Annotated in this window: 23 protein-coding genes and 1 riboswitch; of the genes, 13 read left to right on the forward strand and 10 right to left on the reverse strand. The window is 71.0% G+C overall.

Annotation, left to right across the window (positions count from 1 at the left end; all coding sequences use genetic code 11):
• Positions 1–39: 39 nt before the first annotated feature.
• The gene (locus ACIP6U_RS35040) at positions 40–849 is read right to left on the reverse strand and encodes a LysR family substrate-binding domain-containing protein (RefSeq protein WP_401726317.1); all 810 of its coding nucleotides are present in this window, start codon (positions 847–849) and stop codon (positions 40–42) included.
• A 58-nt stretch (positions 850–907) separates the two neighbouring features.
• Between ACIP6U_RS35040 and ACIP6U_RS35045 the strand changes: the two genes are divergently transcribed.
• The 5 genes from ACIP6U_RS35045 (at position 908) to ACIP6U_RS35065 (ending at position 6,159) form a co-directional block, all read left to right on the forward strand.
• Positions 908–1,297 carry a DUF5997 family protein gene (locus tag ACIP6U_RS35045; RefSeq protein WP_124000967.1) on the forward strand — a complete coding sequence of 130 codons (390 nt, stop codon included), beginning with the start codon at positions 908–910 and terminating at the stop codon, positions 1,295–1,297.
• Positions 1,298–1,495: 198 nt separating this feature from the next.
• A riboswitch (cyclic di-AMP (ydaO/yuaA leader) is annotated at positions 1,496–1,670 on the forward strand.
• An 8-nt stretch (positions 1,671–1,678) separates the two neighbouring features.
• A complete protein-coding gene (locus ACIP6U_RS35050; RefSeq protein WP_401726319.1) occupies positions 1,679–3,301 on the forward strand; it encodes an NlpC/P60 family protein in 1,623 nt (540 codons plus the stop codon).
• 119 nt (positions 3,302–3,420) lie between these two features.
• Complete coding sequence (locus tag ACIP6U_RS35055; protein ID WP_401726321.1) at positions 3,421–3,990, forward strand: TetR/AcrR family transcriptional regulator; 570 nt, start codon at positions 3,421–3,423, stop codon at positions 3,988–3,990.
• A 33-nt stretch (positions 3,991–4,023) separates the two neighbouring features.
• A complete protein-coding gene (locus ACIP6U_RS35060; protein WP_401726323.1) occupies positions 4,024–5,208 on the forward strand; it encodes a GDSL-type esterase/lipase family protein in 1,185 nt (394 codons plus the stop codon).
• 147 nt (positions 5,209–5,355) lie between these two features.
• Positions 5,356–6,159 carry a LuxR C-terminal-related transcriptional regulator gene (locus ACIP6U_RS35065; RefSeq protein WP_401726325.1) on the forward strand — a complete coding sequence of 268 codons (804 nt, stop codon included), beginning with the start codon at positions 5,356–5,358 and terminating at the stop codon, positions 6,157–6,159.
• Positions 6,160–6,188: 29 nt separating this feature from the next.
• Here ACIP6U_RS35065 and ACIP6U_RS35070 read toward each other — a convergent pair whose 3' ends face one another.
• The gene (locus ACIP6U_RS35070) at positions 6,189–7,049 is read right to left on the reverse strand and encodes a LysR family transcriptional regulator (RefSeq protein WP_401726327.1); all 861 of its coding nucleotides are present in this window, start codon (positions 7,047–7,049) and stop codon (positions 6,189–6,191) included.
• Positions 7,050–7,117: 68 nt separating this feature from the next.
• Between ACIP6U_RS35070 and ACIP6U_RS35075 the strand changes: the two genes are divergently transcribed.
• On the forward strand, positions 7,118–8,017 hold the full coding sequence (locus tag ACIP6U_RS35075) for an EamA family transporter (protein ID WP_401726329.1): 900 nt from the start codon (positions 7,118–7,120) through the stop codon (positions 8,015–8,017).
• Between the two features lie 21 nt (positions 8,018–8,038).
• Here the strand turns inward: ACIP6U_RS35075 and ACIP6U_RS35080 are convergent, their stop codons facing one another.
• From ACIP6U_RS35080 to ACIP6U_RS35090, 3 genes are all read right to left on the reverse strand, one after another.
• Positions 8,039–9,523 (reverse strand): MFS transporter, encoded by a 1,485-nt coding sequence (locus ACIP6U_RS35080; protein WP_401726743.1) that lies wholly within the window; start codon positions 9,521–9,523, stop codon positions 8,039–8,041.
• A 260-nt stretch (positions 9,524–9,783) separates the two neighbouring features.
• On the reverse strand, positions 9,784–10,710 hold the full coding sequence (locus ACIP6U_RS35085; protein ID WP_401726331.1) for a carbohydrate kinase family protein: 927 nt from the start codon (positions 10,708–10,710) through the stop codon (positions 9,784–9,786).
• Entirely contained in the window at positions 10,707–11,393 is a 687-nt protein-coding gene (locus tag ACIP6U_RS35090; protein ID WP_401726333.1) for a class II aldolase/adducin family protein, read from the reverse strand. The genes ACIP6U_RS35085 and ACIP6U_RS35090 overlap by 4 nt, the downstream gene beginning before the upstream one ends.
• A gap of 105 nt (positions 11,394–11,498) precedes the next feature.
• Here ACIP6U_RS35090 and ACIP6U_RS35095 point away from each other — a divergent pair, with 105 nt between their 5' ends.
• Positions 11,499–12,110, forward strand: a complete 612-nt coding sequence (locus ACIP6U_RS35095) for a TetR family transcriptional regulator (RefSeq protein ID WP_401726335.1) — start codon at positions 11,499–11,501, stop codon at positions 12,108–12,110.
• Positions 12,111–12,185: 75 nt separating this feature from the next.
• Positions 12,186–12,656 carry a carboxymuconolactone decarboxylase family protein gene (locus tag ACIP6U_RS35100; protein ID WP_401726744.1) on the forward strand — a complete coding sequence of 157 codons (471 nt, stop codon included), beginning with the start codon at positions 12,186–12,188 and terminating at the stop codon, positions 12,654–12,656.
• A 33-nt stretch (positions 12,657–12,689) separates the two neighbouring features.
• Here ACIP6U_RS35100 and ACIP6U_RS35105 read toward each other — a convergent pair whose 3' ends face one another.
• Both ACIP6U_RS35105 and ACIP6U_RS35110 read right to left on the reverse strand, forming a co-directional pair.
• Positions 12,690–13,094: a hypothetical protein gene (locus tag ACIP6U_RS35105; protein WP_401726337.1), complete on the reverse strand. Its 405-nt coding sequence runs from the start codon at positions 13,092–13,094 to the stop codon at positions 12,690–12,692.
• Between the two features lie 98 nt (positions 13,095–13,192).
• Positions 13,193–14,203 (reverse strand): ArsR/SmtB family transcription factor, encoded by a 1,011-nt coding sequence (locus ACIP6U_RS35110; protein WP_401726339.1) that lies wholly within the window; start codon positions 14,201–14,203, stop codon positions 13,193–13,195.
• A gap of 120 nt (positions 14,204–14,323) precedes the next feature.
• Here ACIP6U_RS35110 and ACIP6U_RS35115 point away from each other — a divergent pair, with 120 nt between their 5' ends.
• Positions 14,324–15,250, forward strand: coding sequence for a GNAT family N-acetyltransferase (locus ACIP6U_RS35115; protein WP_401726341.1), 927 nt, complete (start codon positions 14,324–14,326; stop codon positions 15,248–15,250).
• Between the two features lie 33 nt (positions 15,251–15,283).
• Here the strand turns inward: ACIP6U_RS35115 and cynS are convergent, their stop codons facing one another.
• On the reverse strand, positions 15,284–15,727 hold the full coding sequence (cynS, locus tag ACIP6U_RS35120; RefSeq protein WP_401726343.1) for a cyanase: 444 nt from the start codon (positions 15,725–15,727) through the stop codon (positions 15,284–15,286).
• Positions 15,728–15,996: 269 nt separating this feature from the next.
• The gene (locus tag ACIP6U_RS35125) at positions 15,997–16,881 is read right to left on the reverse strand and encodes a winged helix-turn-helix transcriptional regulator (protein WP_401726345.1); all 885 of its coding nucleotides are present in this window, start codon (positions 16,879–16,881) and stop codon (positions 15,997–15,999) included.
• 100 nt (positions 16,882–16,981) lie between these two features.
• On the opposite strand from ACIP6U_RS35125, the gene eno reads away from it, so the two are divergent.
• A complete protein-coding gene (gene eno / locus ACIP6U_RS35130; protein WP_401726347.1) occupies positions 16,982–18,271 on the forward strand; it encodes a phosphopyruvate hydratase in 1,290 nt (429 codons plus the stop codon).
• 90 nt (positions 18,272–18,361) lie between these two features.
• Entirely contained in the window at positions 18,362–19,189 is an 828-nt protein-coding gene (locus ACIP6U_RS35135) for an alpha/beta fold hydrolase (RefSeq protein ID WP_401726745.1), read from the forward strand.
• Between the two features lie 108 nt (positions 19,190–19,297).
• Here ACIP6U_RS35135 and ACIP6U_RS35140 read toward each other — a convergent pair whose 3' ends face one another.
• Positions 19,298–19,624 carry a helix-turn-helix domain-containing protein gene (locus ACIP6U_RS35140; RefSeq protein WP_401726349.1) on the reverse strand — a complete coding sequence of 109 codons (327 nt, stop codon included), beginning with the start codon at positions 19,622–19,624 and terminating at the stop codon, positions 19,298–19,300.
• A gap of 1,574 nt (positions 19,625–21,198) precedes the next feature.
• Here ACIP6U_RS35140 and ACIP6U_RS35145 point away from each other — a divergent pair.
• Positions 21,199–21,828, forward strand: coding sequence for a hypothetical protein (locus ACIP6U_RS35145; protein ID WP_401726351.1), 630 nt, complete (start codon positions 21,199–21,201; stop codon positions 21,826–21,828).
• Entirely contained in the window at positions 21,825–22,388 is a 564-nt protein-coding gene (locus ACIP6U_RS35150; RefSeq protein ID WP_401726353.1) for a toxin-antitoxin system, toxin component, read from the forward strand. Before ACIP6U_RS35145 ends, ACIP6U_RS35150 begins: the two co-directional genes overlap by 4 nt.
• Positions 22,389–22,392 lie beyond the last annotated feature (4 nt).

Genomic DNA, 22,392 nt, shown 5'->3' on the forward strand with positions numbered 1-22,392 from the left:
GAGAGCCGTGTCGTGCCCTGAGCGGAGGCGGTCAGAGGGCTAGGACCGACCGCGGGGCTTGCCCCGCTTGCCGCCTCCCTTGGCGCCGCCGCCCTTGGCGCCGCCACTCCTGCCGCCGCCACCCGTGGCACCCCGGCCGCCGCGACCCGTCGGCTTCGAGGGCGTCGCGGGCTTGCGGCGGGCGGTGGCCGGCTCGGCTCGCTTCGTCTTCGGTTCGGGGTCGGCGGTCCTGCGGCCCCGGGAGCTGTTGGCCGTGCGTCCGCGGACGATGCCGATGAAGTCCTCGACCAGGTCGGTGGTGGCGTCCTCGGGCCAGGAGAGGGCCACGCTCGACTCCGGGGCGTCCACGACCGTGCGGTAGGTGAGGTCCTTGCGGTGGTGGAGCCGGGCCAGGGACTGGGGCACGATCAGCAGGCCCACACCCGCCGCCACCAGTTCGACGGCGTCGGCCGTGGTCGGGGGGCGCTCGAAGGCGGGCTCTCCGGGCGGCCGGTCCCAGTCGAAGACGTCGTCCAGGGGATGGAAGAGGACCTCGTCGGCGAGATCGCCCACGGTCACCTCCTCCACAGCCGTGATCACGTGATCCTTGGGGACCAGGACGACCGTCGTCTCGGTGTAGAGGGGGATCGCGCTGAGGAACGTACGGTCGACCGGCAGCCGCACGAACGCCGCGTCGGCCTCACCCGCGCGCAGCAGCTCGGACGCCTCCGCGGCCTCGACCTGGCTGAGCGTGAGGGGGACGTCGGGCAGGCGCTCGTTCCAGACCCGCACCCACTTGGCGGGCGTCACCCCCGGGACGTACGCCAGCCGGAATGTCGGGGATGTTGCGGAGTCCGCGGAGCCTGTCACCCCGCCAGATTACCGTCCGTGGTCGGCGGCCTCTCACACGATCGATACCCTTGACACCATGACGTCGCACCAGAGCACCCAGACCATGAAGCCCGCCACCGCGGCGAAGAAGCTGGGTGTGTACCTCGAAGCCACCCCCGCAGAGTTCCGCGAGGGTGACGTCTCGCGCGCCACACTCGACGAGCTCCAGGCGAACCCGCCCGAGTGGCTGCGCGAGCTGCGGGCCAACGGTCCGCACCCGCGTCCGGTGGTCGCCGCGAAACTGGGGATCTCCATCTCGGGTCTCGCCCGCGGCGGTGTCACCGAGGCGCTCACCACCGAGCAGATCGAGGCCATCAAGCAGGACGGGCCCGAGTGGCTGGAGAAGGAGCGCGCCACCCAGGCGGAGGTCCGCAAGGAGGCGGCGCGCCTCAAGCAGCGGGACGCGGAGCGCGAAGCCGGTTCCTGACCTCACCGTCCGGTTTCGGCGACGGTGAGTCGTCGGCCGGAACCCGTGTGTACACGGAAACCAGTTCTGACGGTCCATTAAGACGAAGGTCACAAAAGCGTATCGGACATATCGCGCTTCAACCTTCACACAGGGCACACAAGTTGGTTAAGTTGATTCTCAGGTCGCGTGACTCTCTCCGGCGGACCCCGTCGGGTCGGGCGACCTCCGCTGAGTCCGGCTCGCCCCTGTGGCAGTCGGAGCCGGGGACCCACCGATTCATGGGGTGAATCGGCCCAACCGCCCTTCGGGGCACGGGCCGTAGGGCATGCCTTCCACATCGTGACCGCCCGAACCCGACAGCTAACCCGGTAGGCGGAGTACGGAAGGAGTACGGCTCCCATGGCGCCGGAACGAATGCCGCGCGCGGGAGGCTTCGGCCAGCCCGGCATGCGCAACTCCGCTTTGGCGACGGCGGCCCTCACCTCGGTGGCCGTGTTCTCGCAGGCCGCCGACGCCGCGCCCCAGGCCGCCGATGAGGGACCGAGCCGCGAAGAGGTCCAGCAACGGATCAGCACCCTCTACGACCGGGCCGAGAGCGACACCGGAAACTTCAACGCGACCCGCGCGATGACCGGGGGCACCCGAGGCCGGGGCCCCTCCACCGGCAGCATCCCGCGCCAGACCTCGGACCCCGACCTCGACAACGTCGCCCGGCGCTGGTTCGACGCGGCGCGCAACTCGGTGGGGCCGACCATTCCGGCGGTGCTGCCGGCCGACCGGATGCCTGCCCGCCCGGCCGTACCCCGGCCCGCGCGCCCCGCCGACGACCTGATCGAGCGCAAGCGTGACGTGCCCGGACTGCCCGCGGGCCCCACCGGCCGCCCGGTGGCGGAACTGACGGCGGGCCCCGTCGCGGAGCTGACCGCGGGTCCCGGCCCGGCGCTGACGGGCCGCGCCATGCCCGCCCTGCCTGCCGCTTCCGCGTCCACGCCCCGTCCGGAACTCCAGCCCGCGGTCCTGCGAGGACTGCCCCCGGCGGCCCCGGCCACGCCCACGCGTCAGGTCGCGCTGCGGACGGCCAAGGAGCGCAGCCAGCGCAAGCTCGCCGCGGCCCGTGACCTCTTCGCCCGGTACACCGGGCAGCGGAGCGCGCCCGCCCTGGCGATCGAGGCCGCGCCCGCCCCGGTCGCCGCCCCGTGGTCCGACACGGCTCAGGAGGCCCAGCGCAGGGCCGAGGAGGAGTGGCGGCTGCGGCAGCCGAGCGTCCTGGACACCGGGGTACCGGCCACCCAGGCCTGGCAGCAACCGAACGCCTACGACACCGGCGCGATACCCGCCCAGACCTGGCAGGCCGGCACCTACGACACCGGGACGATTCCCGCCCAGTCCTGGCAGCCGAACGCCTACGACACCGGCGCGGTACCGGCCCAGAACTGGCAGCCCGGCGTCCTCGACACCGGGTCGATGCCCGCGCAGTCCTGGCAGCCGAGCGTTCTCGACACCGGCGCGATCCCCGCTCAGAGCTGGCAGCCCAGCGTGCTGGACACCGGAGTGCCCGCCGCCGAGACCTGGCAGCCGAGCGTTCTCGACACGGGCGCCGTGCCCGCCCAGAACTGGCAGCCCAGCGTCCTCGACACCGGTATCCCCGCCGCCCCCGCCGTCGGCAGCAAGGCCGAGCGGGCGATCGCCTTCGCCCGTGCGCAGATCGGCAGGCCGTGCGTCTGGGGCGCGATCGGTCCGGGCTCGTACGACGACTCCGGGCTCACCCAGACCGCCTGGAAGTCCGCGGGGGTCGCCCTGCCGCGCGCCGCGCAGGAACAGGCGAGCGCCGGGACGGTCGTGCCCCTCGCCGAGAGCCGGCCCGGGGACCTGATCTTCTACAACGACAACTTCAGCCACGTCGGCATCTACACCGGCGACGGCATGATGGTCCACGCCCCGGGCCCCGGCACCTGCGTACGCGAGGAGTCCGTCTACTACGCCGGGGAGGCCGCGGTCCGCATCGCCGTGCGTCCCGTCTGACCTCCACCGGCAGTCCCACTCGGCCACTCCCCCGTCCGGCTACGTCATGAAGTCATTTGCCTAAAGGGTTTAGGTAAACGCATACTCGACAGCGCCGAACCCCAACGGGAGGAGTGGCTGTGGTGCGTGCGGGACTGTCCGCGGAGCGGCTGGCACGGGCGGGTGCCGAGCTGGCCGACGAGGTCGGCTTCGAGCACGTGACCGTCTCGGCGCTCGCGCGGCGATTCGACGTCAAGGTCGCGAGCCTGTACTCGCATGTGAAGAGTTCGCAGGACCTCAAGACCAGGATCGCGGTGCTCGCCCTGGAGGAGATGGCCGACCGGGCCGCCGCGGCGCTCGCGGGGCGGGCCGGCAAGGACGCCCTGGTCGCTCTGGCGAACGTCTACCGCGACTACGCCCGCGCGCACCCTGGCCGTTACGACGCGTCCCGGCTGCGGCTGGCCCCCGAGGAGGCGGCCGCGAGCGCCGGTGTCCGGCACGCGCAGATGACCCGAGCGATCCTGCGCGGCTACGACCTGACCGAACCGGACGAGACACATGCCGTCCGGCTGCTCGGCAGCGTGTTTCACGGGTACGTGAGTCTGGAGCTGGCGGGCGGGTTCAGTCACAGCGCCCCCGACTCGCAGGAGAGCTGGACCCGCACGCTGGACGCCCTCGACGCACTGTTGCGGAACTGGCCGGCGCCCTGACCAACCACCCACCTCTAGCCTCAGGTTGAGACCATGGACACCCCCCAGCGCGACTGGACCACCACGTACATCTCCGCGGAACTGCTGCGCGGCGCCCTCGACGTCGAGCACACCGAGCACGGCGTGCTGCCGCACCGGCTGCCCGCGCGGGCCCGCGCCCAGTGCGACGACCCGCAGTTGGCCATGGTCGAGGCCCAACCGTCGGGCGTACGGCTGGTGTTCCGCACCCGTGCGACCGTCGTCGAACTGGACACGCTGCCCACCAAGCGCGTGTACGTCGGTGCCCCGCCCCGCCCGGACGGCGTGTACGACCTGCTCGTCGACGGCCTCCCGGCCGGCCGGGGCAGTGTGCCCGGCGGCAACACCCTGACCATCGACATGGCCAACGGGACCGCCGAGGTCCGGCAGGGAGAGATCGGCACGCTCCGTTTCGACGGTCTGTCCGGCGACTCGAAGGTCGTCGAGATCTGGCTCCCGCACGACGAGGCCACGGAACTCGTCGCGCTGCGCACGGATGCTCCCGTCGAGCCCGCGCCGGACCCGGGGCGTCCGGTGTGGCTGCACCACGGCAGTTCGATCAGTCATGGCTCGTTCGCCGCCACGCCGACCACGACCTGGCCCGCGCTCGCCGCCTCCCTCGGCGGGGTGGAGCTGATCAACCTCGGGCTCGGCGGCAGCGCCCTGCTCGACCCGTTCACGGCGCGCGCCCTGCGCGACACCCCGGCCGACCTGATCAGCGTCAAGATCGGCATCAACCTGGTGAACACCGACGTGATGCGCCTGCGGGCCTTCACGCCCGCCGTGCACGGTTTCCTCGACACCGTCCGCGAGGGTCACCCGACCACTCCGCTGCTGGTCGTCTCCCCCATCCTGTGCCCCATCCACGAGGACACGCCCGGTCCCAGCGCGGCGGACTTCGGCGCGCTGGCCGACGGGCAGCTGCGGTTCAAGGCGATGGGGGATCCGGCCGAAGTGGCCGAGGGGAAGCTGACGTTGAACGTCATCCGGGACGAACTGGCGCGGATCGTGGAGCGGCGCCGGCCCGAGGACCCCAACCTGCACTATCTCGACGGACGCGAGCTGTACGGCGAGGCCGACGCCGCGGAACTGCCGCTGCCCGACGACCTCCACCCGGACGCCGCCACGCACCGCACCATGGGCAAGCGCTTCGCGGGACTCGTCTTCGCGACGGAGGGCGTCTTCGGTACCGCGTCCTGAGACCGCGGCGCAGGCGATGATGTGAGATCGTGCGGGCCGCCATTCCCCCGTACAGGCGGCCCGCACGGACCACGAAAGTCTCGGGCATCAGTGGACGTCGCCGGTATGGGTACAACTGCGTACGCGGCGAACGAGCGGAGAAGGAACGTGGCACACGGGCCGGGCGAGGCCTACGAACGCATGCTGGCGGTGGCCGTCGCGGCGCTCCACGAGAGGGAGCCGGAGCGGCTGTGGCCGCTGCTGGCCGGTGCCCTGCCCGAACTGTGCGGTGGTGAGCTGCTGGTCTACAAGCTGGACGAATGGAGCGAGCGCGCGGGCACGGTCGGCATGTCGCCCGGCGTCGGCGCCCAGCTCGACGCGCTCGGGGACGAGGACCTGGCCCTGCTGCGCTCGGGCTATCCGTTCGCCGACCACTACGCCACCGGCCCGGACCGGACGCCGCACACCGCCCGCGGGGCGGCGGGCCGGGAGTGGTCCACGAGCCCCACCGCGCAGCTGCTCGACGAGATCATGGACGTGGACCATGTGCTGGCGGTCCCGCTGCCGCAGGTCACCACCCCGATCACCGGGTGCATGGTCTACCGCTCCGGCGAGGACTTCACCGAGGACCACGTCCGCACGGCCCAGCTGCTGCAACCGTTGCTGTCCGCCGTCGAGCAGCAGCGTCAACTGCTGATGCAGTGGCGGCAGTCGGCCGGGCCGGGCGTCGTCGGTGACCCGGCCGCGGCGGGCGACCTCACGCCCCGGGAGACGACCGTCCTACTGCTGCTCACCGACGCCCTCACCGCGACCGCCATCGGCCGTCGGCTCGGCATCTCGGACCGTACGGTCCACAAGCACGTCGAGAACATCTACCGCAAGCTCGGCACCCGCGACCGCGTCAGCACGGTCCTGCGTGCCCAGCAGCTCGGTCTCGTCCCGGCCCCCGCCGTGTCCCGCGGCCGGGCCTGAGCGGGACCTGCCCGGGACCGGGGCACGGCTCAGGCACCTCGGTAGAGGGCGGTGATCAGCTCGATCGCCGCCGGGGTGGCGGGATGCGGGTCGTCGCGCCACCAGGCGAGGCGGACGGCGATGGGTTCGGCGTCCCGCACCGGTCGGTAGACGACGCCGGGGCGCGGGTACTGGTTGGCGGTCGACTCGGCCGTCATGCCGACGCGTCGGCCGCCGGCGATGGTGGTGAGCCAGTCGTCGACGTCGTGCGTCTCCTCGGTGGCCGGGCGGGCGTCCGGCGGCCACAGGTCGGCGGTGGTGGTGCCGGTACGGCGGTCGATCAGGAGGACGCGCCCGGACAGGTCGGCGAGCCGGACGGAACGACGCCGGGCCAGCGGATCGTCGGCGGCGAGGGCGCACAGGCGCCTCTCCAGGCCGACGATGGCGCTCTCGAAGCGCTTCTCGTCCAGTGGTCTGCGGACGACGGCCAGGTCGCAGGCGCCTTCCACCAGGCCGGCCGAGGTGGAGTTGACCCGGACGAAGTGCACGTCGGTGGCGGGGTGGGCCTGGGCCCAGCGGCGCTGGAAGGCGGGCGTGTGCCGGCCGAGCGCCGACCAGGCGTAGCCGATGCGCAGGCTGGTGTGCCCGGAGGTGGCCGTGTGCACCAGGTCGTCCACCTCGCCCAGCACCCGGCGGGCCTGTGCGAGCACCCGCAGTCCCGTCGGGGTCGGCGCGACCTCGCGCGAGGTGCGCCGCAACAGCCGTACGCCCAGGGCCCGTTCGAACGAGGCCAGGCTTCGGGAGACGGCGGCCTGGGAGACGCCGAGGGTGATGGCCGCGTCGGTGAAGCTGCCCTCGTCGACGATGGCGACGAGACAGCGCAGCTGCCGGAGTTCCACATCCGCATCCATGACTCCAGCGTATAGATCGCCGCACGGACACATTTTGCGCATCGACAACCGAGGCGCACGATCGGAGCATGCCGGACGCATCCGCACCCGCCACTCCCGTCCTCAACCGCCCCGCACCCCCGGCCACCACCCCCGACCGGCTGCGCCTGGTCGGTGTCGCCACGATGGTCGGCAGCGGGCTGTCCAACCAGACCGGTGCCGCGATCGGCTCCCTGGCGTTCCCCGTGCTCGGGCCGGTCGGTGTGGTCGCGGTACGGCAGTACGTCGCCGCGGCCGTGCTGCTGGCCGTGGGGCGGCCCCGGCTGCGGTCCTTCACGTGGGCGCAGTGGTGGCCGGTGCTGCTGCTGGCGCTGGTCTTCGGGACGATGAACCTGTCCCTGTACACCGCCATCGACCGTGTGGGCCTCGGCCTCGCGGTGACCCTGGAGTTCCTCGGTCCGCTGACCGTGGCGCTCGTCGCGGCGCGGCGCCGGGTCGACGCCTGCTGTGCGGTGATCGCGGCGGTGGGTGCGGTGGCGTTGATGCGGCCGCGGCCCTCGGCCGACTACGTGGGGATGGCGCTGGGGCTGCTCGCCGCCGTCTGCTGGGCCTCGTACATCCTGCTCAACCGGACCGTGGGCCGGCGGCTGCCGGGGGCGCAGGGGTCCGCGGCCGCCGCCGCGGTGTCGGCGCTGATGTTCCTGCCGGTCGGGGTCGTCGTGGTGCTGCGGGAGCCGCCGACCGTGGGTGCCGTCGGCTGTGCGGTGGCCGCCGGTGTGCTGTCCTCCGCGGTGCCGTACCTGGCCGATCTGGTCACTCTGCGGCAGGTGCCGGCGCAGGCGTTCGGGCTGTTCATGAGCGTCAACCCGGTGCTGGCGGCGGTCGTCGGACTGGTCGGGCTCGGGCAGCGTCTCGGGTGGGCGGAGTGGGCGAGCATCGGGGCGGTCGTGATGGCGAACGCGCTCAGCATCGCGACGCGGCGGACGTGACCGTCGTACGGCCTACCGCATTCAGCCTTGGCCTGGGGTTGCCGGGCCGCCCTTGAGGCGTTCGAGGTCGGACGGGCGGACCTGGATGGCGATCACGGCGACGAGGGCGGCGACCAGGGTGAAGATCGCGGCCATCACGAACGCGGCGGAGACGCCGGCGGTGAGGACCTCGTCGGACCAGGGGGACGGCAGTTGACCGGTGCGCCGGAACTGAAGGCGTTCGGCCGGGGTCGCTTGGGTCAGGAACTGGCGGACCTGTTTCTTCGCCTCGTTGTTGCTCGCGGTGCCGAACATCGTGACCAGGATGGAGAGTCCGAGCGCGCCGCCCACCTGCTGGGTGGCGTTGAGGAGTCCGGAGGCCGCGCCGGACTCCGCGACCGGCACGTCGGAGAGCGCCATCAGCGTGAGCGCGACGAACTCCATGCCCATGCCCAGGCTGAAGACGAGCATCGGGCCGAGGATGCTGCCCGCGTAGGTGGAGTGCACGTCGGTGAGGGTCAGCCAGGCCAGTCCTGCCGCCGCGAGGACCGCGCCGATCACCATGAAGGGCTTGGGGCCGTACACGGGAAGGAACTTGGAGGCCAGTCCGGCGCCGACCGCGATGACCGCGCTGACCGGCAGGAAGGCGAGCCCTGCCTCCAACGGGCTGAAGCCCAGCACGTCCTGGACGAAGAGGGTCAGGAAGAAGAACATGCCGAAGATCGCGGCGGACAGGCTCAGCATGATGCCGTACGTGCCCGCGCGGTTGCGGTCGGCGAACATGTGCAGCGGGGTGATGGGCTGCCTGGAGCGCCGTTCGACCAGGACGAACGCCACCAGCACGACGACCGCCGCCGCGAACGAGGCCAGCGTGAACGCGTCGCGCCAGCCCTCCTGGGCGGCTCTGATGAAGCCGTACACGAGCAGCACCATGCCCACGGTGGAGGTGAGCGCGCCGGTGATGTCGAAGCGGCCGGGGTGGCGTTCGGACTCCTTGATCCAGCGGGGAGTCGCGAGCACGATCAGCAGGCCGATGGGGACGTTGACGAAGAGCACCCAGCGCCAGTTGAGCCACTCGACGAGCATGCCGCCGGCGAGGAGTCCGATCGCGCCGCCGCCCGAGGAGACCGCGGCGAACACGCCGAACGCCCGGTTGCGCTCGGGTCCTTCGCGGAACGTGGTGCTGATCAGGGCCAGCGAGGTGGGGGACGCGATGGCGCCGCCGACGCCCTGGAGGGCGCGGGCGGCGAGGAGTTGGCCGGAGTTCTGGGACAGGCCGCCGAGCAGCGAGGCCAGGACGAAGAGCAGGACGCCGAAGACGAAGACGCGCCGCCTGCCGAGGATGTCGCCGGCCCGGCCGCCCAGCAGCAGGAGGCCGCCGAAGGTGAGGGTGTAGGCGTTGACCACCCACGACAGGCTGGTGGTGGAGAAGTCCAGGGAGCGCTGGATGTCCGGCAGCGCGATGTTCACGATGGTGATGTCCAGGACCACCATCAGCTGGCAGGACGCGATGACCAGCAGCGCCATGCCGTGTCCGCCACCGCCGGTGTCCTTGGCGGTGGCCTGCGACGAAGAGGTCGGCTGTGCGCTGTTGCTCATGTGCGTCGCCCTCCCGGGGGTCAGGGCCTGTGCCAGGCTCCGAGCCCCGCGGGGAGTCGGTTCAGTGAACGGTTCCGTCCACTGTTCGACCGTACGCCGGTGCCGTGGGCGTCACCACCGGAACGGGCATCTCGCCCGGAACGGGCGATGACGCCCCCACCGACAGCGCGTCAGCGTGTCTCCGTGCGTCAGCGCGTCTTGTGTGTCGCCGCGAACTCGTCGGCGGCGGCCAGGTCGAAGTACCCGTGGTCGCTGCCGAGGCCCTGCGCCACCAAGGCCGCGGCGGCGCTGCCCAGCACGGCGGCCTCGCGGGGCGTGCGGCCCAGGCTCACGGCGCGCAGGAAGCCGGCCGAGAAGGCGTCGCCGCAGCCGGTGGTGTCGACGACGTCGATCGCGTAGGCGGGGACCGTCTCGGTGCCCTCGGCGGTGACAAGGAGAGCGCCGTCGGCGCCGCGGGTGACCGCGACGAGCCCGGCGCCGGCGGCGAGGAGCTTGCGCGCGCCGGTCAGGAGGTCCGTCTCCTCGCTGAAGCCGAGGACCTGGTCGTCGTTGGGGAGCAGGAAGTCGACGTGCGGGAGCAGCGGCTCGATCTGGTCGAAGGTGCCCAGTTCGCCGGGGGCGAGGAGGTCGACGGAGGTGACCACGCCGTGTTCCTTGGCGTGCGCGAGGATGCGCGCGGCGACCTCGGCGCCGATCAACTCCGGTCCGCCCAGGTGCAGATGGGTGGCTTCGGCGACCGCGTCCCAGGGAACGTCGTCGAGGCCGTAGGTGATGTTGGCGCCCAGCAGGTGGAGGGAGGGGCGGTCGCCGTTGGGGCGGATCGGCAGGACGGTGGCCGAGGTGGAGGTGTCGGTGCGGCGGACGAGCAGGCCGGTGTCGATGCCCGCGCGGTCGAGGAGCTGGACGAGCAGGTCGCCGGTCGGGTCGGTGCCGATGGCGCCCGCGGTGCGTACCGAGGCGCCGAGCTTGGCCAGGGTGAGCGCGGTGCCGGCGGCCGTCCCGGCGGCGGTCATCCGGATGTCGTCGACCAGGGTGGCGCCCTGTCCCTCGGGTATGGCCTCCACCGGCCGTACCAGCACGTCCAGTACGTGCACGCCCATCGTGACGACGTTCATGGGGTTCCCTCCTGCGCGGGTGGTACGGGGTGAGTGGTGCCGTAGTTGCGGGCGATCGCGGCCTCGATGACCGCGAGTTGCTGCTGTTCGTCGAGGACGCGCGGTGGCCCGAGCGCGGCCGCGTGCTGGTAGACACCGCACGCCCACTCCACCAACAGGGCGTGCTCGACGGCCTTTTCGAGGGTCTGCGCGTGGGTGAGCGCGCCGTGGTTGGCCATCAGCGCGGCGCTGCGGCCGTCCAGGGCGGTGATGACCGACTCGGCGAGTTCGGGAGTGCCGAAGGTGGCGTAGGGCGCGACCCGTACCGTGCCGCCCACCGAGAGCAACTGGTAGTGGATGCAGGGCAGTTCGTCCAGGACGCAGGAGAGGGCGGTGGCCATCGGGGCGTGGGTGTGGACGACCGCGCCGGTGCCGTAACGCCGGTACACGCCGAGGTGCAGGTCGAGTTCGGAGGTCGGCTCCAGGGTGCCGGCGACGATCTTTCCGTCGAGGTCGACCACCGTGACCTGGTCCGGGGTCAGTTCGGCGAGGACCGCTCCGGTCGCGGTGATCGCGACGAGCCCCTCCACGCGTACGCTGACGTTCCCGGCCGTGCCGATGAGCAGGCCCGCGGCCCCGAGCCGACGGCAGGAGTCCGCCACGGCGGACCGCTCCTGACCCAGCACCGCGCTTGAGTCGGTCATGTGCGGGACCGTAACCTAAACGTGAAACAAAGTCACGTTCACATTCGGAGGTAGTGCGTGGGCGAGCCGGCCGCGGAGTCCGTGGGGTCCGCTCCCCTGCGTCGTATGCCCCAACAGGCGCGCAGCAAAGCCCGGTTGGCGCGGGTGCTGGAGGCGGCCGAGCGGCTGCTGGTCGACGAGGGGGTCGAGGCGCTGACCACCACGCGGGTCGCCGCCGAGGCGAAGGTGTCGATCGGCTCGCTGTACCAGTACCTGCCGGATCGGGACGCGATCATCGACGCCCTGGCGAGCGGCTACTTCGGCAAGCTGGAGGCCCTCATGGAGGGGTTCGTCCAGGGGGCCGCGGAGCAGCGCTGGGAAGATCCGGTCGGGGTGCTCGTGGACGCGTACGCCGGGCTCTACCGCACCGAACACGGCTTCCGGGCGCTGTGGTTCGGCAGCGGTCTGACCGAGCGGACGCGGGCCGCGGACCGTGAGCACAAGCTCCGTATGGCGGACGGCATCGGCCGGGTCCTGGTCGCGCTCGGGGTCGCCCGCGACGACGACTCCCTCGCCCGCGCCTGCCACGCGGCGGTGCTGACCGCCGACGCCCTCGCGCAGGAGGCCTTCCGGCAGCACCCGGAGGGGGACGCGGAGCTGCTGGAGGAGGCCAAGGTCATGCTGCGCGGCTATCTCGCGGCCCTGGAGGGGCGCTACGGGGACCGCCGCGACCGGTGACGGACACGGGGTGATTTCATGACAAGGAACCGTGTGCACGGAACCGCGTCTTCGAAGGAGCCCAGGTTGAGCGACATGGCAGCGGGTCCCGCGGGGCGGGTCTTCGTCGACAAGCAGAGCCCGAAGGCCTACCACGCCCTGGTCGAGACGGCCGAGGCGACGCGTGCGGTAGCCGCCGAGGCGGGTCTGGACCGCAGGCTCGTCGAGCTGGTCAATCTCCGGGTCTCCCAGCTCAACGGCTGCGCCTACTGCCTCGACGTGCACACCCGGGCCGCGCTGCGGGCGGGTGACAGCACCCAGCGTCTGGGCGTGCTGGCCGCCTGGCGCGACGCCGACCTGTTCACCGCGCGGGAGCGCGCGGCGCTCGCCCTCGCCGAGGCGACCACCCGCATCGCCGACGCCGACGCGCAGGAGGTGGCCTACGCCACCGCCCGCGCGACCCTCACCGACGACGAGATCTCCGCGGTGGTCTGGGTGGCGATCACCATGAACGCCTTCAACCGGGTGTCGATCATGAGCAAGCACCCGGTGCGTCCGGCCGGCTGACCTCGCGCTGGATCAGGCGGCCCGAGTCAGGTTCTATGCGCAGGTCGGAAGACCCGGGATCGGCCCGTCGTTGTTACCGCCGCTGATGTAGACGACGGGGAGCCAGACGAGCTTGTTGCCACTGTCGTCGTCGGTCAGGGCCCAGTAGTGGTTGTAGTAGCTGCCGTACGTGTACTTGGTGGCCCAGATCTCGCAGTAGAAGTAGTTGGTACCCGCGTGGAGGATGCCGGCCGGCGTTCCGTCGCAGCTGTCGGTCTGGTCGGTGGTGGTGCACTCCCAGGTGTTGGCCGTCTTCCAGACATTGCAGTTGACCTTGCCACCACTCCTCGGCACGCAGCCGGCGCTCGCGGACGCCTGTGCGGTGCCGGTCAGGCCGACGGTGACGGCCGCGACCATGACGGTCGAGGCCAGAAGGGATGTGAGTCGGCGCAGTGCCATGTGAAGTCCCCCTGCCGTGCGTGGTGTTGGTGCTCCGGTCCGTACGCACCCATGCTGTCCTCAGGGACTGCACAGCCGCCACACAGTGAAGGCGTGCCTTAAACGTCGAACGGAGTCTCCGACGGGCCCTCCAGCAGTGCCTGTCCGGCGGGGGTGATGCTGTGCACCACGTGCTTGCCGTGCCGCACGCTCAGCAGCAGTCCTGCCCGGCGCAGGACGGCGGTGTGGTAGCTCGCCGCCGCTCCGGTGATGCCGAACCGCTCGGCGAGTTCGCCGGTGGTGCGGCCGGTGACGACGTCCTCCAGTACGGCGGCCCGGGTACGGCCGATCAGCGCGCCCAACTCGGCGGGCGGTCCCGTGCCGAGGCGGGCGCGGTGCCGGGTCCAGCCGAGGGTGTGCTGGATCGGGTAGACGAGGATCGGGGTCATGTCGGGGGAGGCGAGCGTGACCGGTCTGCGGTGGCAGAAGAAGGACGGCTGAAGCAGCAACCCCCGTCCGTCCAGGTGCAGTTCGCGGTCGACCGGGTAGTCGGCCACGAGCACCGGCGGCTCCCAGCGCAGCAGCGGCTCGAAACTTCGCAGCAGCCCCTCGGTGCCGCCCGCCAGCACCGCCCGGGCGCGCAGGGCACGGTCGGCGTCGACCTGTCCGCGGATCTGCGGCCAGAAGGGGTCGAGCGCGTGCCGGTGGTAGCCGTGCAGGGTCGAGCCCAGCCGGCGCAGGGCCGAAGGGGTGCCGTCGGCGAGCTCGCGGATACCGGTCGGCAGCGGCCGGGACCGGTCCCTGGACTGGGCGAGGGTGACGAGGTCGTCGCGCAGGACGGTGCGCGGGGTGCCGAGCACGGTGTCGACCGCGCTCCTCAGGTCGTAGTGGCCGCGCAGGTCGGGGGTGAGGAAGTCGGGCGAGTAGCCGCGCGGCGGCAGCAGTCCGGTCAACTGGCCGCCGCCCGCGGGCAGTCGGGGTGCCACCAGCCGCCGCCACTCGCCGAACGCCAACGACGAGTCCCGGACGAGCAGGGCCTGGAAGCTGTTGGTGATCTCCCACAGCGGGTCGGGCGCGGCGGCGACGCGGACACGCGCGACGTCCTCGGTGGTGAAGTGCACTCGCAGCATGACCTCTCCGCTGGTCGTCGTGAGCCACTGTGTACCCGCCGGGGTGGTCGCCGACCAGAGGACATTCGGTCAGCCGAAAACCTGTTGCGACCGTCCCCGCTCCCCCGGACCCTGAGCAGCATGTCCTCCCTCCAGCGCTCCGCCGAACTCTCCGACGCGCCCGCCGTCACCGAACTCCTCAACGAGATCGACCGGATCGAGATCGGCAGGCCCGAGACCGATCTGCACACGGTCGAGGCGGACCTGAAGGCCCCTGGGACCGACCTCGCACGTGACTCCTGGCTGGCGTTCGAGGGGGACCGGCTGGTGGCCTACGGGCTGCTGTGGGACGAGTCGGGCGGTGAGCGGGTCGACGTGGACCACTACGTGCTGCCCGAGCACCAGCAGGCCGGCGTCCGCGTCCTGGAGGCGATGGAGGCCAGGGCGCGGGAGAAGGCGCGGGAGAACGGGGCCGAGCGGGCCGTGGTCCATCTGCACCTGAACGTGGCCCCCACGCTCGACACCGACCTGATCCGGGGGCGGGGTTGGCAGGTCGTGCGCCGATATCACGTACTGCGCAAGGACGTTGACCCCGCACGCGACCCTGCTCCGAAGGTGCCCGCCGGGGTGCGGGTACGGCCGTGCACGACCGAAGCCGACCGGCTGCAGGTGTACGAGCTCTACCAGGCCACCTTCGCCGAGCACTTCGACTTCCAGCCCCGCGATCACGGCCAGTGGCTGTCCGACATCGACGCCGAGGCGCTCGACTGGGCCCTGGTCTGGATCGTCGCCACCGACGACCTGGGAGACGCCGGTTTCCTGCTGGCCCGCGACGACCGCGAGGCCATGGGCTGGATCCGCAGCATCGGCATCCTGCGCGAGGCCCGCGGGCGTGGCCTCGGCGGCTTCCTCCTGCGCCACGCCTTCGCGACGTTCGCGGCCCGGGGCAGGGACACGGTGGGGCTCGGGGTGGACACGTCCAATGCCACGGGCGCGCCCGAGTTGTACGCGCGCCATGGCATGGGCGTGCATTACGCGGTCGACACATGGGAGACGGTTCTGCGCTGAACCGTCACGGTCCCGGGCGACCGACCGCCACCCCTACCACTGATACGGCAGGTACTTCCCGTCGAGAGTGACGACGACCCGGTCGCCCGCGGGGTCGGGGACCCGTCGGACGTCGAGCCGGAAGTTGATCGCGCTCATGATGCCGTCGCCGCACTGCTCGTGGATGAGTTCCTTGATGGTCGGGCCGTAGACCTGGACGACCTCGTAGAGGCGGTAGATCGTGGGGTCCACGGGGACGGCCGCGTCCAACGCGCCCCGGGTCGGCTGGAGTTGGAAGGCGAGCGCGGCGTCGTCGCCGAGTTCGAGCAGGGCCGCCGCCGTGGCCGCCTCGTCCTTGCCCATCGGGTGCTGGCCGAGCAGGGCCGCCGTGGTCCAGGCGAGCGGCTTGCCGACGGCTTCGGCCAGTTGGGCCCACGTGACCCCGGTCTTCACCTTGGCCTGACGGACGGCTTCGGCGGCTTCCAGCTTGCTGAGCATGTGCGTCTCCCTCGACGACGGCGGCCCTCGTGGCACGTCCACACCAGGGTAGGAGCGGCGCCCGACGGGTGGTCCAGCGACTTCAACTCGGCTTCGGCCGCTGGGCCTTGTTCACTTGTTCACAGCCGGCTCGGCAGCGGTGCCGGTACCCGCGTCGCTCTCGACCCCCGCGCCATGAGGCTTCCGGCCGCCCCGGCACGTCCACGTCGAACGCTTCGCCCCGGCGTCACGGGAGGCGGGCCGCGAACGCGCGGATCACCACCTGCCGCTCACGCGCGACCGGCCCCGGACTCGCCCTGGACCCGCGCGGCCAGTGTCAGGCTCTCGGTGACGGCGTGCGGGATGTCGACGACCGGGAACAGGGCGTGCCGCACGGTCCGTTCGGCGTCGACGACCAGGATGAGGCGCTTGTGCCGCAGTCGGCCCGCGCCGCGGAAGGTCGGCAGCCGCAGGGCCGCGGCCAGGTGGTGGTGGGCGTCGGACAGGAGGGGGTACGGGACCTCCTCTACGCGCGCGAACTCCGTCTGTTCGTGCGGGAGTTGCGTGCTGATGCCGCGCACGTCCACGCCCGCCCGGCGGAAGTCCGGCCAGGCGTCCCGGAACAGGCGGTTCTCCAGCGTGCAGCCGGCGGTGCCGGGGATCGGCGGCTCGCCCCAGTCGACTCCCGTTCCCGGGTAGGTGAACAGCACGGTCGCGGCGGAGTCCGGTGAGACGACGGGCAGTTGGGCGCCCTGCGGGCCGGGCAGATCCAGGCCGTCGGGCAGACGGGTGCCGGTCAGGGCGTGCACCCGGGCATGTTCGGCGCCGTCCTCCGTCGCGGTCGCGGTGACGCTCCCGTCGCCCAGCACCCATCGGTCGCCCCAGTCCTGCATGGCGACGAGCAGCGGCAGCAGTGCGGATCCGGCGTCCGTCAGCAGGTACTCGTAGCGCACCGGTCGCCGCTGATAGAGGCTGCGGTGCAGGACTCCGAGGGCGGCGAGGCGGCCGAGGCGCTCGGTGAGGACCTTGCGGGACAGGCCGATCTCGGCCGCCAGCGCGTCGAAGCGGACATGGCCGCGGGCGACCTCCCGCAGCACCAGAACGTTCCACCAGTCCCCCAGGACCATGGCGGCCTGCGCGATGCCGCAGTTCTCGTCGGCGTTGTGCATCCTCATGCACCCATAGTAGGTTCCTTTTCGGGACTCACTTTGTTTCCGAATGGAACTTACCGCCCGCCGATGTCCGAGACGCGGGCCCAGCGTGAGGAGTTGCATCGTGACCACCATCAGCCGGGTCGTCGCACGGGAGATCATCGACAGCCGGGGCAACCCGACCGTCGAGGTGGACGTGGAGCTCAGGGACGGCTCGCTCGGCCGCGCGGCCGTACCGTCGGGCGCCTCCACCGGAGCCAGGGAAGCGGTGGAACTGCGCGACGGCGACCCGACGAGGTTCCACGGCAAGGGAGTTCGGCGCGCCGTCGACGCCGTGAACGAGAGCATCGCGGACGCCGTGACCGGCCTCGACGCCGAGGACCAGGCCACCGTGGACCGCGTCATGACCGAACTGGATGGTACGGACACCAAGGCGCGGCTCGGCGCGAACGCCCTGCTCGGGGTCTCCCTGGCCACCGCCAAGGCCGCCGCGGCCGCTCACCGGCTGCCGCTGTACCGCTATGTCGGCGGGGTGGACGCCCGCGTCCTGCCGGTGCCGATGATGAACATCGTCAACGGCGGTGCCCACGCCGACAATCCGCTGGACTTCCAGGAGTTCATGATCGCCCCCATCGGCGCGGCCACCTTCGCCGAGGCCGTCCGGATGGGCTCCGAGGTCTTCCACACCCTGCGCGGCAACCTGCTCGCCGCCGGCCACAGCGTGAACGTCGGCGACGAGGGCGGTTTCGCGCCCGATCTGCGCACCGCGGACGAGGCCCTCGACTTCGTCGTACGCGCCGTCGAGCAGACCGGCTACAAGCCCGGCACGGACATCACGCTCGTGATGGACCCGGCCACCTCGGAGTTCTTCCGCGACGGCGTCTACGACTACACGGGCGAGGGCGTCCGGCGCACACCCGCCCAACACGCCGACTACCTGGCCGAGTTGGTCGACCGCTACCCCGTCGCCTCCATCGAGGACCCGATGGCCGAGGACGACCACGACGGCTGGCGCGCGCTGACCGCGCGGCTCGGCGACCGCTGCCAGCTCACCGGCGACGACGTCTTCTGCACCAACGAGACGCTGCTGCGCGCCGGGATCCGGGACGGCATCGCCAACTCGGTGCTGGTGAAGGTGAACCAGATCGGCACCCTCACCGAGACGCTCGCCACCGTCGCCACCGCCCACCGCGCCGGCTACACCGTCGTCATGTCCCACCGCTCCGGCGAGACCGAGGACACCACGATCGCCGACCTCGCGGTGGCCACCGGGTGCGGGCAGATCAAGACGGGTTCGCTCTCGCGCTCCGACCGGACGGCCAAGTACAACCAACTCGTGCGGATCGAGGAGGAGTTGGGGACGCAGGCCCGGTACGCGGGGCGGGAGGCGCTGGGGCTGCGCGACCGGGCCTGACCGTCCGTCTTGACAATCCGGCCGGGCGAACTGAAGGCTGGCATCCAAGGTGACCGACCAGTCGGTATGAAGGAGCGGAACGTGCCCGAGCTGAGCATTCCCACCCGCGCGGGCGTGTTCGACGCCCTCGTGGCGGGGCCACCCGAGGGCCGCCCGGTACTGCTGCTGCACGGTTTTCCCGAGACGGGACGGGCTTGGCGGCGCCAGATCGAGGCGTTGGCGGCGGACGGCTACCGTGTGGTGGCGCCGGACCAGCGTGGCTACTCCCCCGGGGTCCGACCCGAGCGGCCCGAGGAGTACGGCATCGGCGCCCTGGTCGACGACGTCGTCGCGATCACGGAGGAGTTGGGCTGGGCGACGTTCGACCTGGTCGGCCACGACTGGGGCGGCGCGGTGGCCTGGTGGACCGCCGATGCCCATCCCGACCGCCTCCGCACCCTGACGGTCGTCTCGACCCCGCACCCCGGTGCCCTCGCCGAGGCCATGCGCACCGACGAGGACCAGCGCGCGCGGTCCACCTACATGCGCGACTGGCGCGAGACGCCCGCGACCGAGGACCGGATGCTCGCCGACGACGCTCGGCAGCTGCGGAGCCTCTACGCCGGCCGGATTCCGCAGGACAGTGTCGACGCCTACGTCCGGCACCTGTCCGAACCGGGCGCTCTCACCGCGGCCCTGAACTGGTACCGGTCCGGCCGCCCCGAGAACGCGATCGGCGTCATCGACGTACCCACGCTGTACGTCTGGAGCCCGGAGGACATCGCGTTCGGGCCGGCGGCGGCGCAGGAGAGCGGGAAGTGGGTCGGCGGGCCGTACCGCTTCGAGACCCTCCCGGGCATCAGCCACTGGATCCCCGAGGAGGCGCCCGAGGCGCTGAACCGGCTGCTGCTCGAACACCTGCGGGCGTACGGCGACTGAGCCCACCTCTCTCCCGAAGGCTGAGCCGGCCCCTCGCCCGACGCGGTCAACTGTCCGGCCTCTCCGTGGAGTCGGTCGGCTTCGGCGGCGCGGGCCTCGGCGTCTGCCTCAACGCGAGCAGGGCGAGGGAGAGTTCGGTGATGCCGCGGGGTCGACGATGGAGCGGCCGGTGCGCTCGGCGATGCGGCGCAGGCGCGGCCGCACGGTGTTGGGGTGGACGTAGAGACGCTTCACTGCCTCCTCAGTCGAGCCGCCGCAGGCGAACCATGCGTCCGGTGTATCCAGCAGGAGGTCGCGATCGGCGGCCGGCAGGGCCTCGATCGGGCCGAGGACGGTGGCGGCGACGCGGACCGTCACGTCGGGCGCGCCGGCGGTCGCGACCGGGGAGTCGTCGAAGACGGTGACGCTGCCACTGCCCGCGCCGCCGCCGCGCATGGCAGCCCTGGCGAAGCGCAGGGCGTCACCGGTGAGGGACGGGTCGTCGAAGCCTCGGCCGCGTCGGCGGCGCGCACCAACTCCCCGCGCAGCACATGCGAGAGCAGTCTCAGGCGGCCTGCCAGGGTGTCCATCTCGATCTCGTACCCATCTCTGCATGGCACGAGGAAGGTGTGGAGGCCGAGCTGGGTCATGTCCAGGCTGTCGCCATCAATGGCCGAGTCGGCGATCATGGTGAAACGAGCTGGGCGACGTGCACGCTTTCTCACGGAGTCTCTCTGGTCTCTCTCATGGCCTGAATCTCCGCTTACGTCGAAAAGACGGTCCATCAGGGTAGGAATGACGACGTCATACGTGCGGTCACACTCCTCAGGTCTCTGGACCCGATGGACGACTTGCTCGCGCCGCCGCGGGACCTGGATCCTCCGAGACGGTGCGATGCCTGCCAGTTCAGGCTGTATCCGAACGGTCCAGGTCGTCCGGGCGAGGTAGAGATCCCCCACCGCTGACCGGTCCTATCTGCGTGCTCATTCAGGAACTCGAGCAGGCCGTCGATACGTTGCTCAGACTCCCGGACGGTGGACCGCGCGCCCAGTGCCGTCACAGCTCCGGATATCCAGCAGTACGAGCGCACTGATTTCTGGGCAGACGCCCCAGGTAGCGCAAGCCATCCGCGTGACCTTCGATTTGTGGATCGTCGTCGGGGGCGTGCCATCTGCTGATCTCTGGCAGGGGAGGACACGCTCACGTGCCCGTGACGACCGGGGCGCACGCAACGATGCGGCGGCGGTGAGTGACGTGCCGCTCCACGGCGGCGCTAAGGCGGGGCACCGGATAGACACGTCCTCCCCGGACGGAGGCCCCAGGCAGCTGTCCGCAGCCCCTCAGGGCACTCAGCAGGAGGCGTGAACCGCTGCTCGTCCCGGAGGGGGAAGTCCTAGGACGCCAGGGCCAGTTGTGCGGTGCGGCGTCGGAGATCGACACGGGTGGGGGTCCGTTCCGTCGGCAGCAGTGAACGCTGTACAGGGGTTGGAGGCAGCGATGTAGCTCCGTCTCCGCGGGTGGATCGCGGATCGGAACACACCACGGCGCCATCCGCGTTTCGGCTAAGCGGCGTTGTTGGACAGTCAGATTTCGAGACTGGATACTGCATCGATCCGGAACAGGACGTCAACGAACGTTCGTTGCAGCGAATCGATCGTTGAGAGATGGGCCGCCCGCACCGTACTGTTCGGTCGCAGTCACTCGACCCTCAGGAGCAGAGTCTGTGGAGCTGTTTCACCCTGCCTCTCGGCGCCATCCGGCGTCGGAGATCCGAGGCGTGTCCGCCTCGTTCCTCGAGCCCAACAGCCCAGCTAGGGCGTGTCCTGATGGTCGGTCACGCCTTGGCGTCGCGATCCGCGAAGCCCGTGCGCGGCCAGGGTGCGGAAGTACGGCAGCTCCCGACCACCCGCCTCCGGGCCGCAAGCCGCAGAGAAGGAGGCTGCGCGACCCGTTTCTTGGGTTGCGGACGCCTCTGAGGCACCACCTGTTTACGCCGCCCACACTCACGTGTCCTCAAGGAAGGAATGCCTGTGAGTGAGCCGAACGCTTCGTTGCGGGAGACTCTCGCCCGCATTGACGAACTGATCGCCAGGAGCGGTCGCCGGCGGCAGGAAGCTCTGAACTTCCGAAGACTTTCCCTCGCCACCGGCCTGAACGAGTCCGAGGTGGAACTACTCCTGGCCGGCGGCACCCTTGAGGAGGAAGACTCGGACGACATGGTCCGGCAGCGCGTGCGCTTCCTGTACGAGAGGCACACCGGACCCGACGGAGGTCCCCGGGACATCCGGGACATCGCAGCTGCCCTCGCGCAGACCACAACCTGGACGAGGAAGCTGGCGGAAGGCAAAGCAAAGCCGAGTCTGGTGACAGGGTCCCGCCTGACCAAGTACTACGGCGTGGCCCCGACGTTCCTCACCGACGCGCCGGACGACGCCTTGAACCGGGAGTTGCAGAGCGTCCTCTTCGACCTGGAGGTGCACGTCGATCCGGCCAAGACCCTCAGGGAAATGGGCGTCGTGCACATGTCCGGACGGAGCCCGCTCATGAGCAAGCCGGACTTGGAGTCACTTGCCAGGATGGTTGCATCCCTTTCCACCGATATTGATCACGTCAAGCGCGTAGTCGATCACCATCTGGCGGACCCGGAGGCCGGCGAGTGAGGAAGTCGGTCGAGAAACTGCAAAGGCGGCTCATAACCGAGCTGACCAACGCCGTCACCCAGGCGATCGCTGTCCCGGCTCAGCCGAAGATCATCTTCGAGACGCTCTGCCAGGCGATGAGTAAACGCCGCGGCCGACCGGTCCTGCTGATCTTGCGGGGCTTCCCCGAGGAGTTGGCCAACACCACTACCGGTCTGTGGCTGGACCTCGAGGACCAGGACGTCATCGTCATCGAAGAGAAGCTGGATCCCGATCACCAGCTTGTCGTTCTCGGTCACGAGTTCTGGCATATGAGCGCAGGACACTGCGGCCACGACCTCGACGGAACAGCTGTAGCCGCACGGGCGGCACTGACCGAGGAAGTCGACTGGGAACTGGCGCGCCGAGTGGCCACACGAACCCACTCCCACACGGAGGACGAACTGTCCGCCGAAGGATTCGGACTGCTGATGGGCTCCCGAATGAAAGCCTGGCTGGCCGGTCCGGACACACTCCAGGACCTTGACGACGTAGCACGACGCATCAGCGCCTCACTCGGCTACCGCGGACTGCAGGGCTGACGAC

Origin of the sequence: Streptomyces sp. NPDC088794 (genome assembly GCF_044750545.1) — a bacterium.
Classification (GTDB): domain Bacteria; phylum Actinomycetota; class Actinomycetes; order Streptomycetales; family Streptomycetaceae; genus Streptomyces.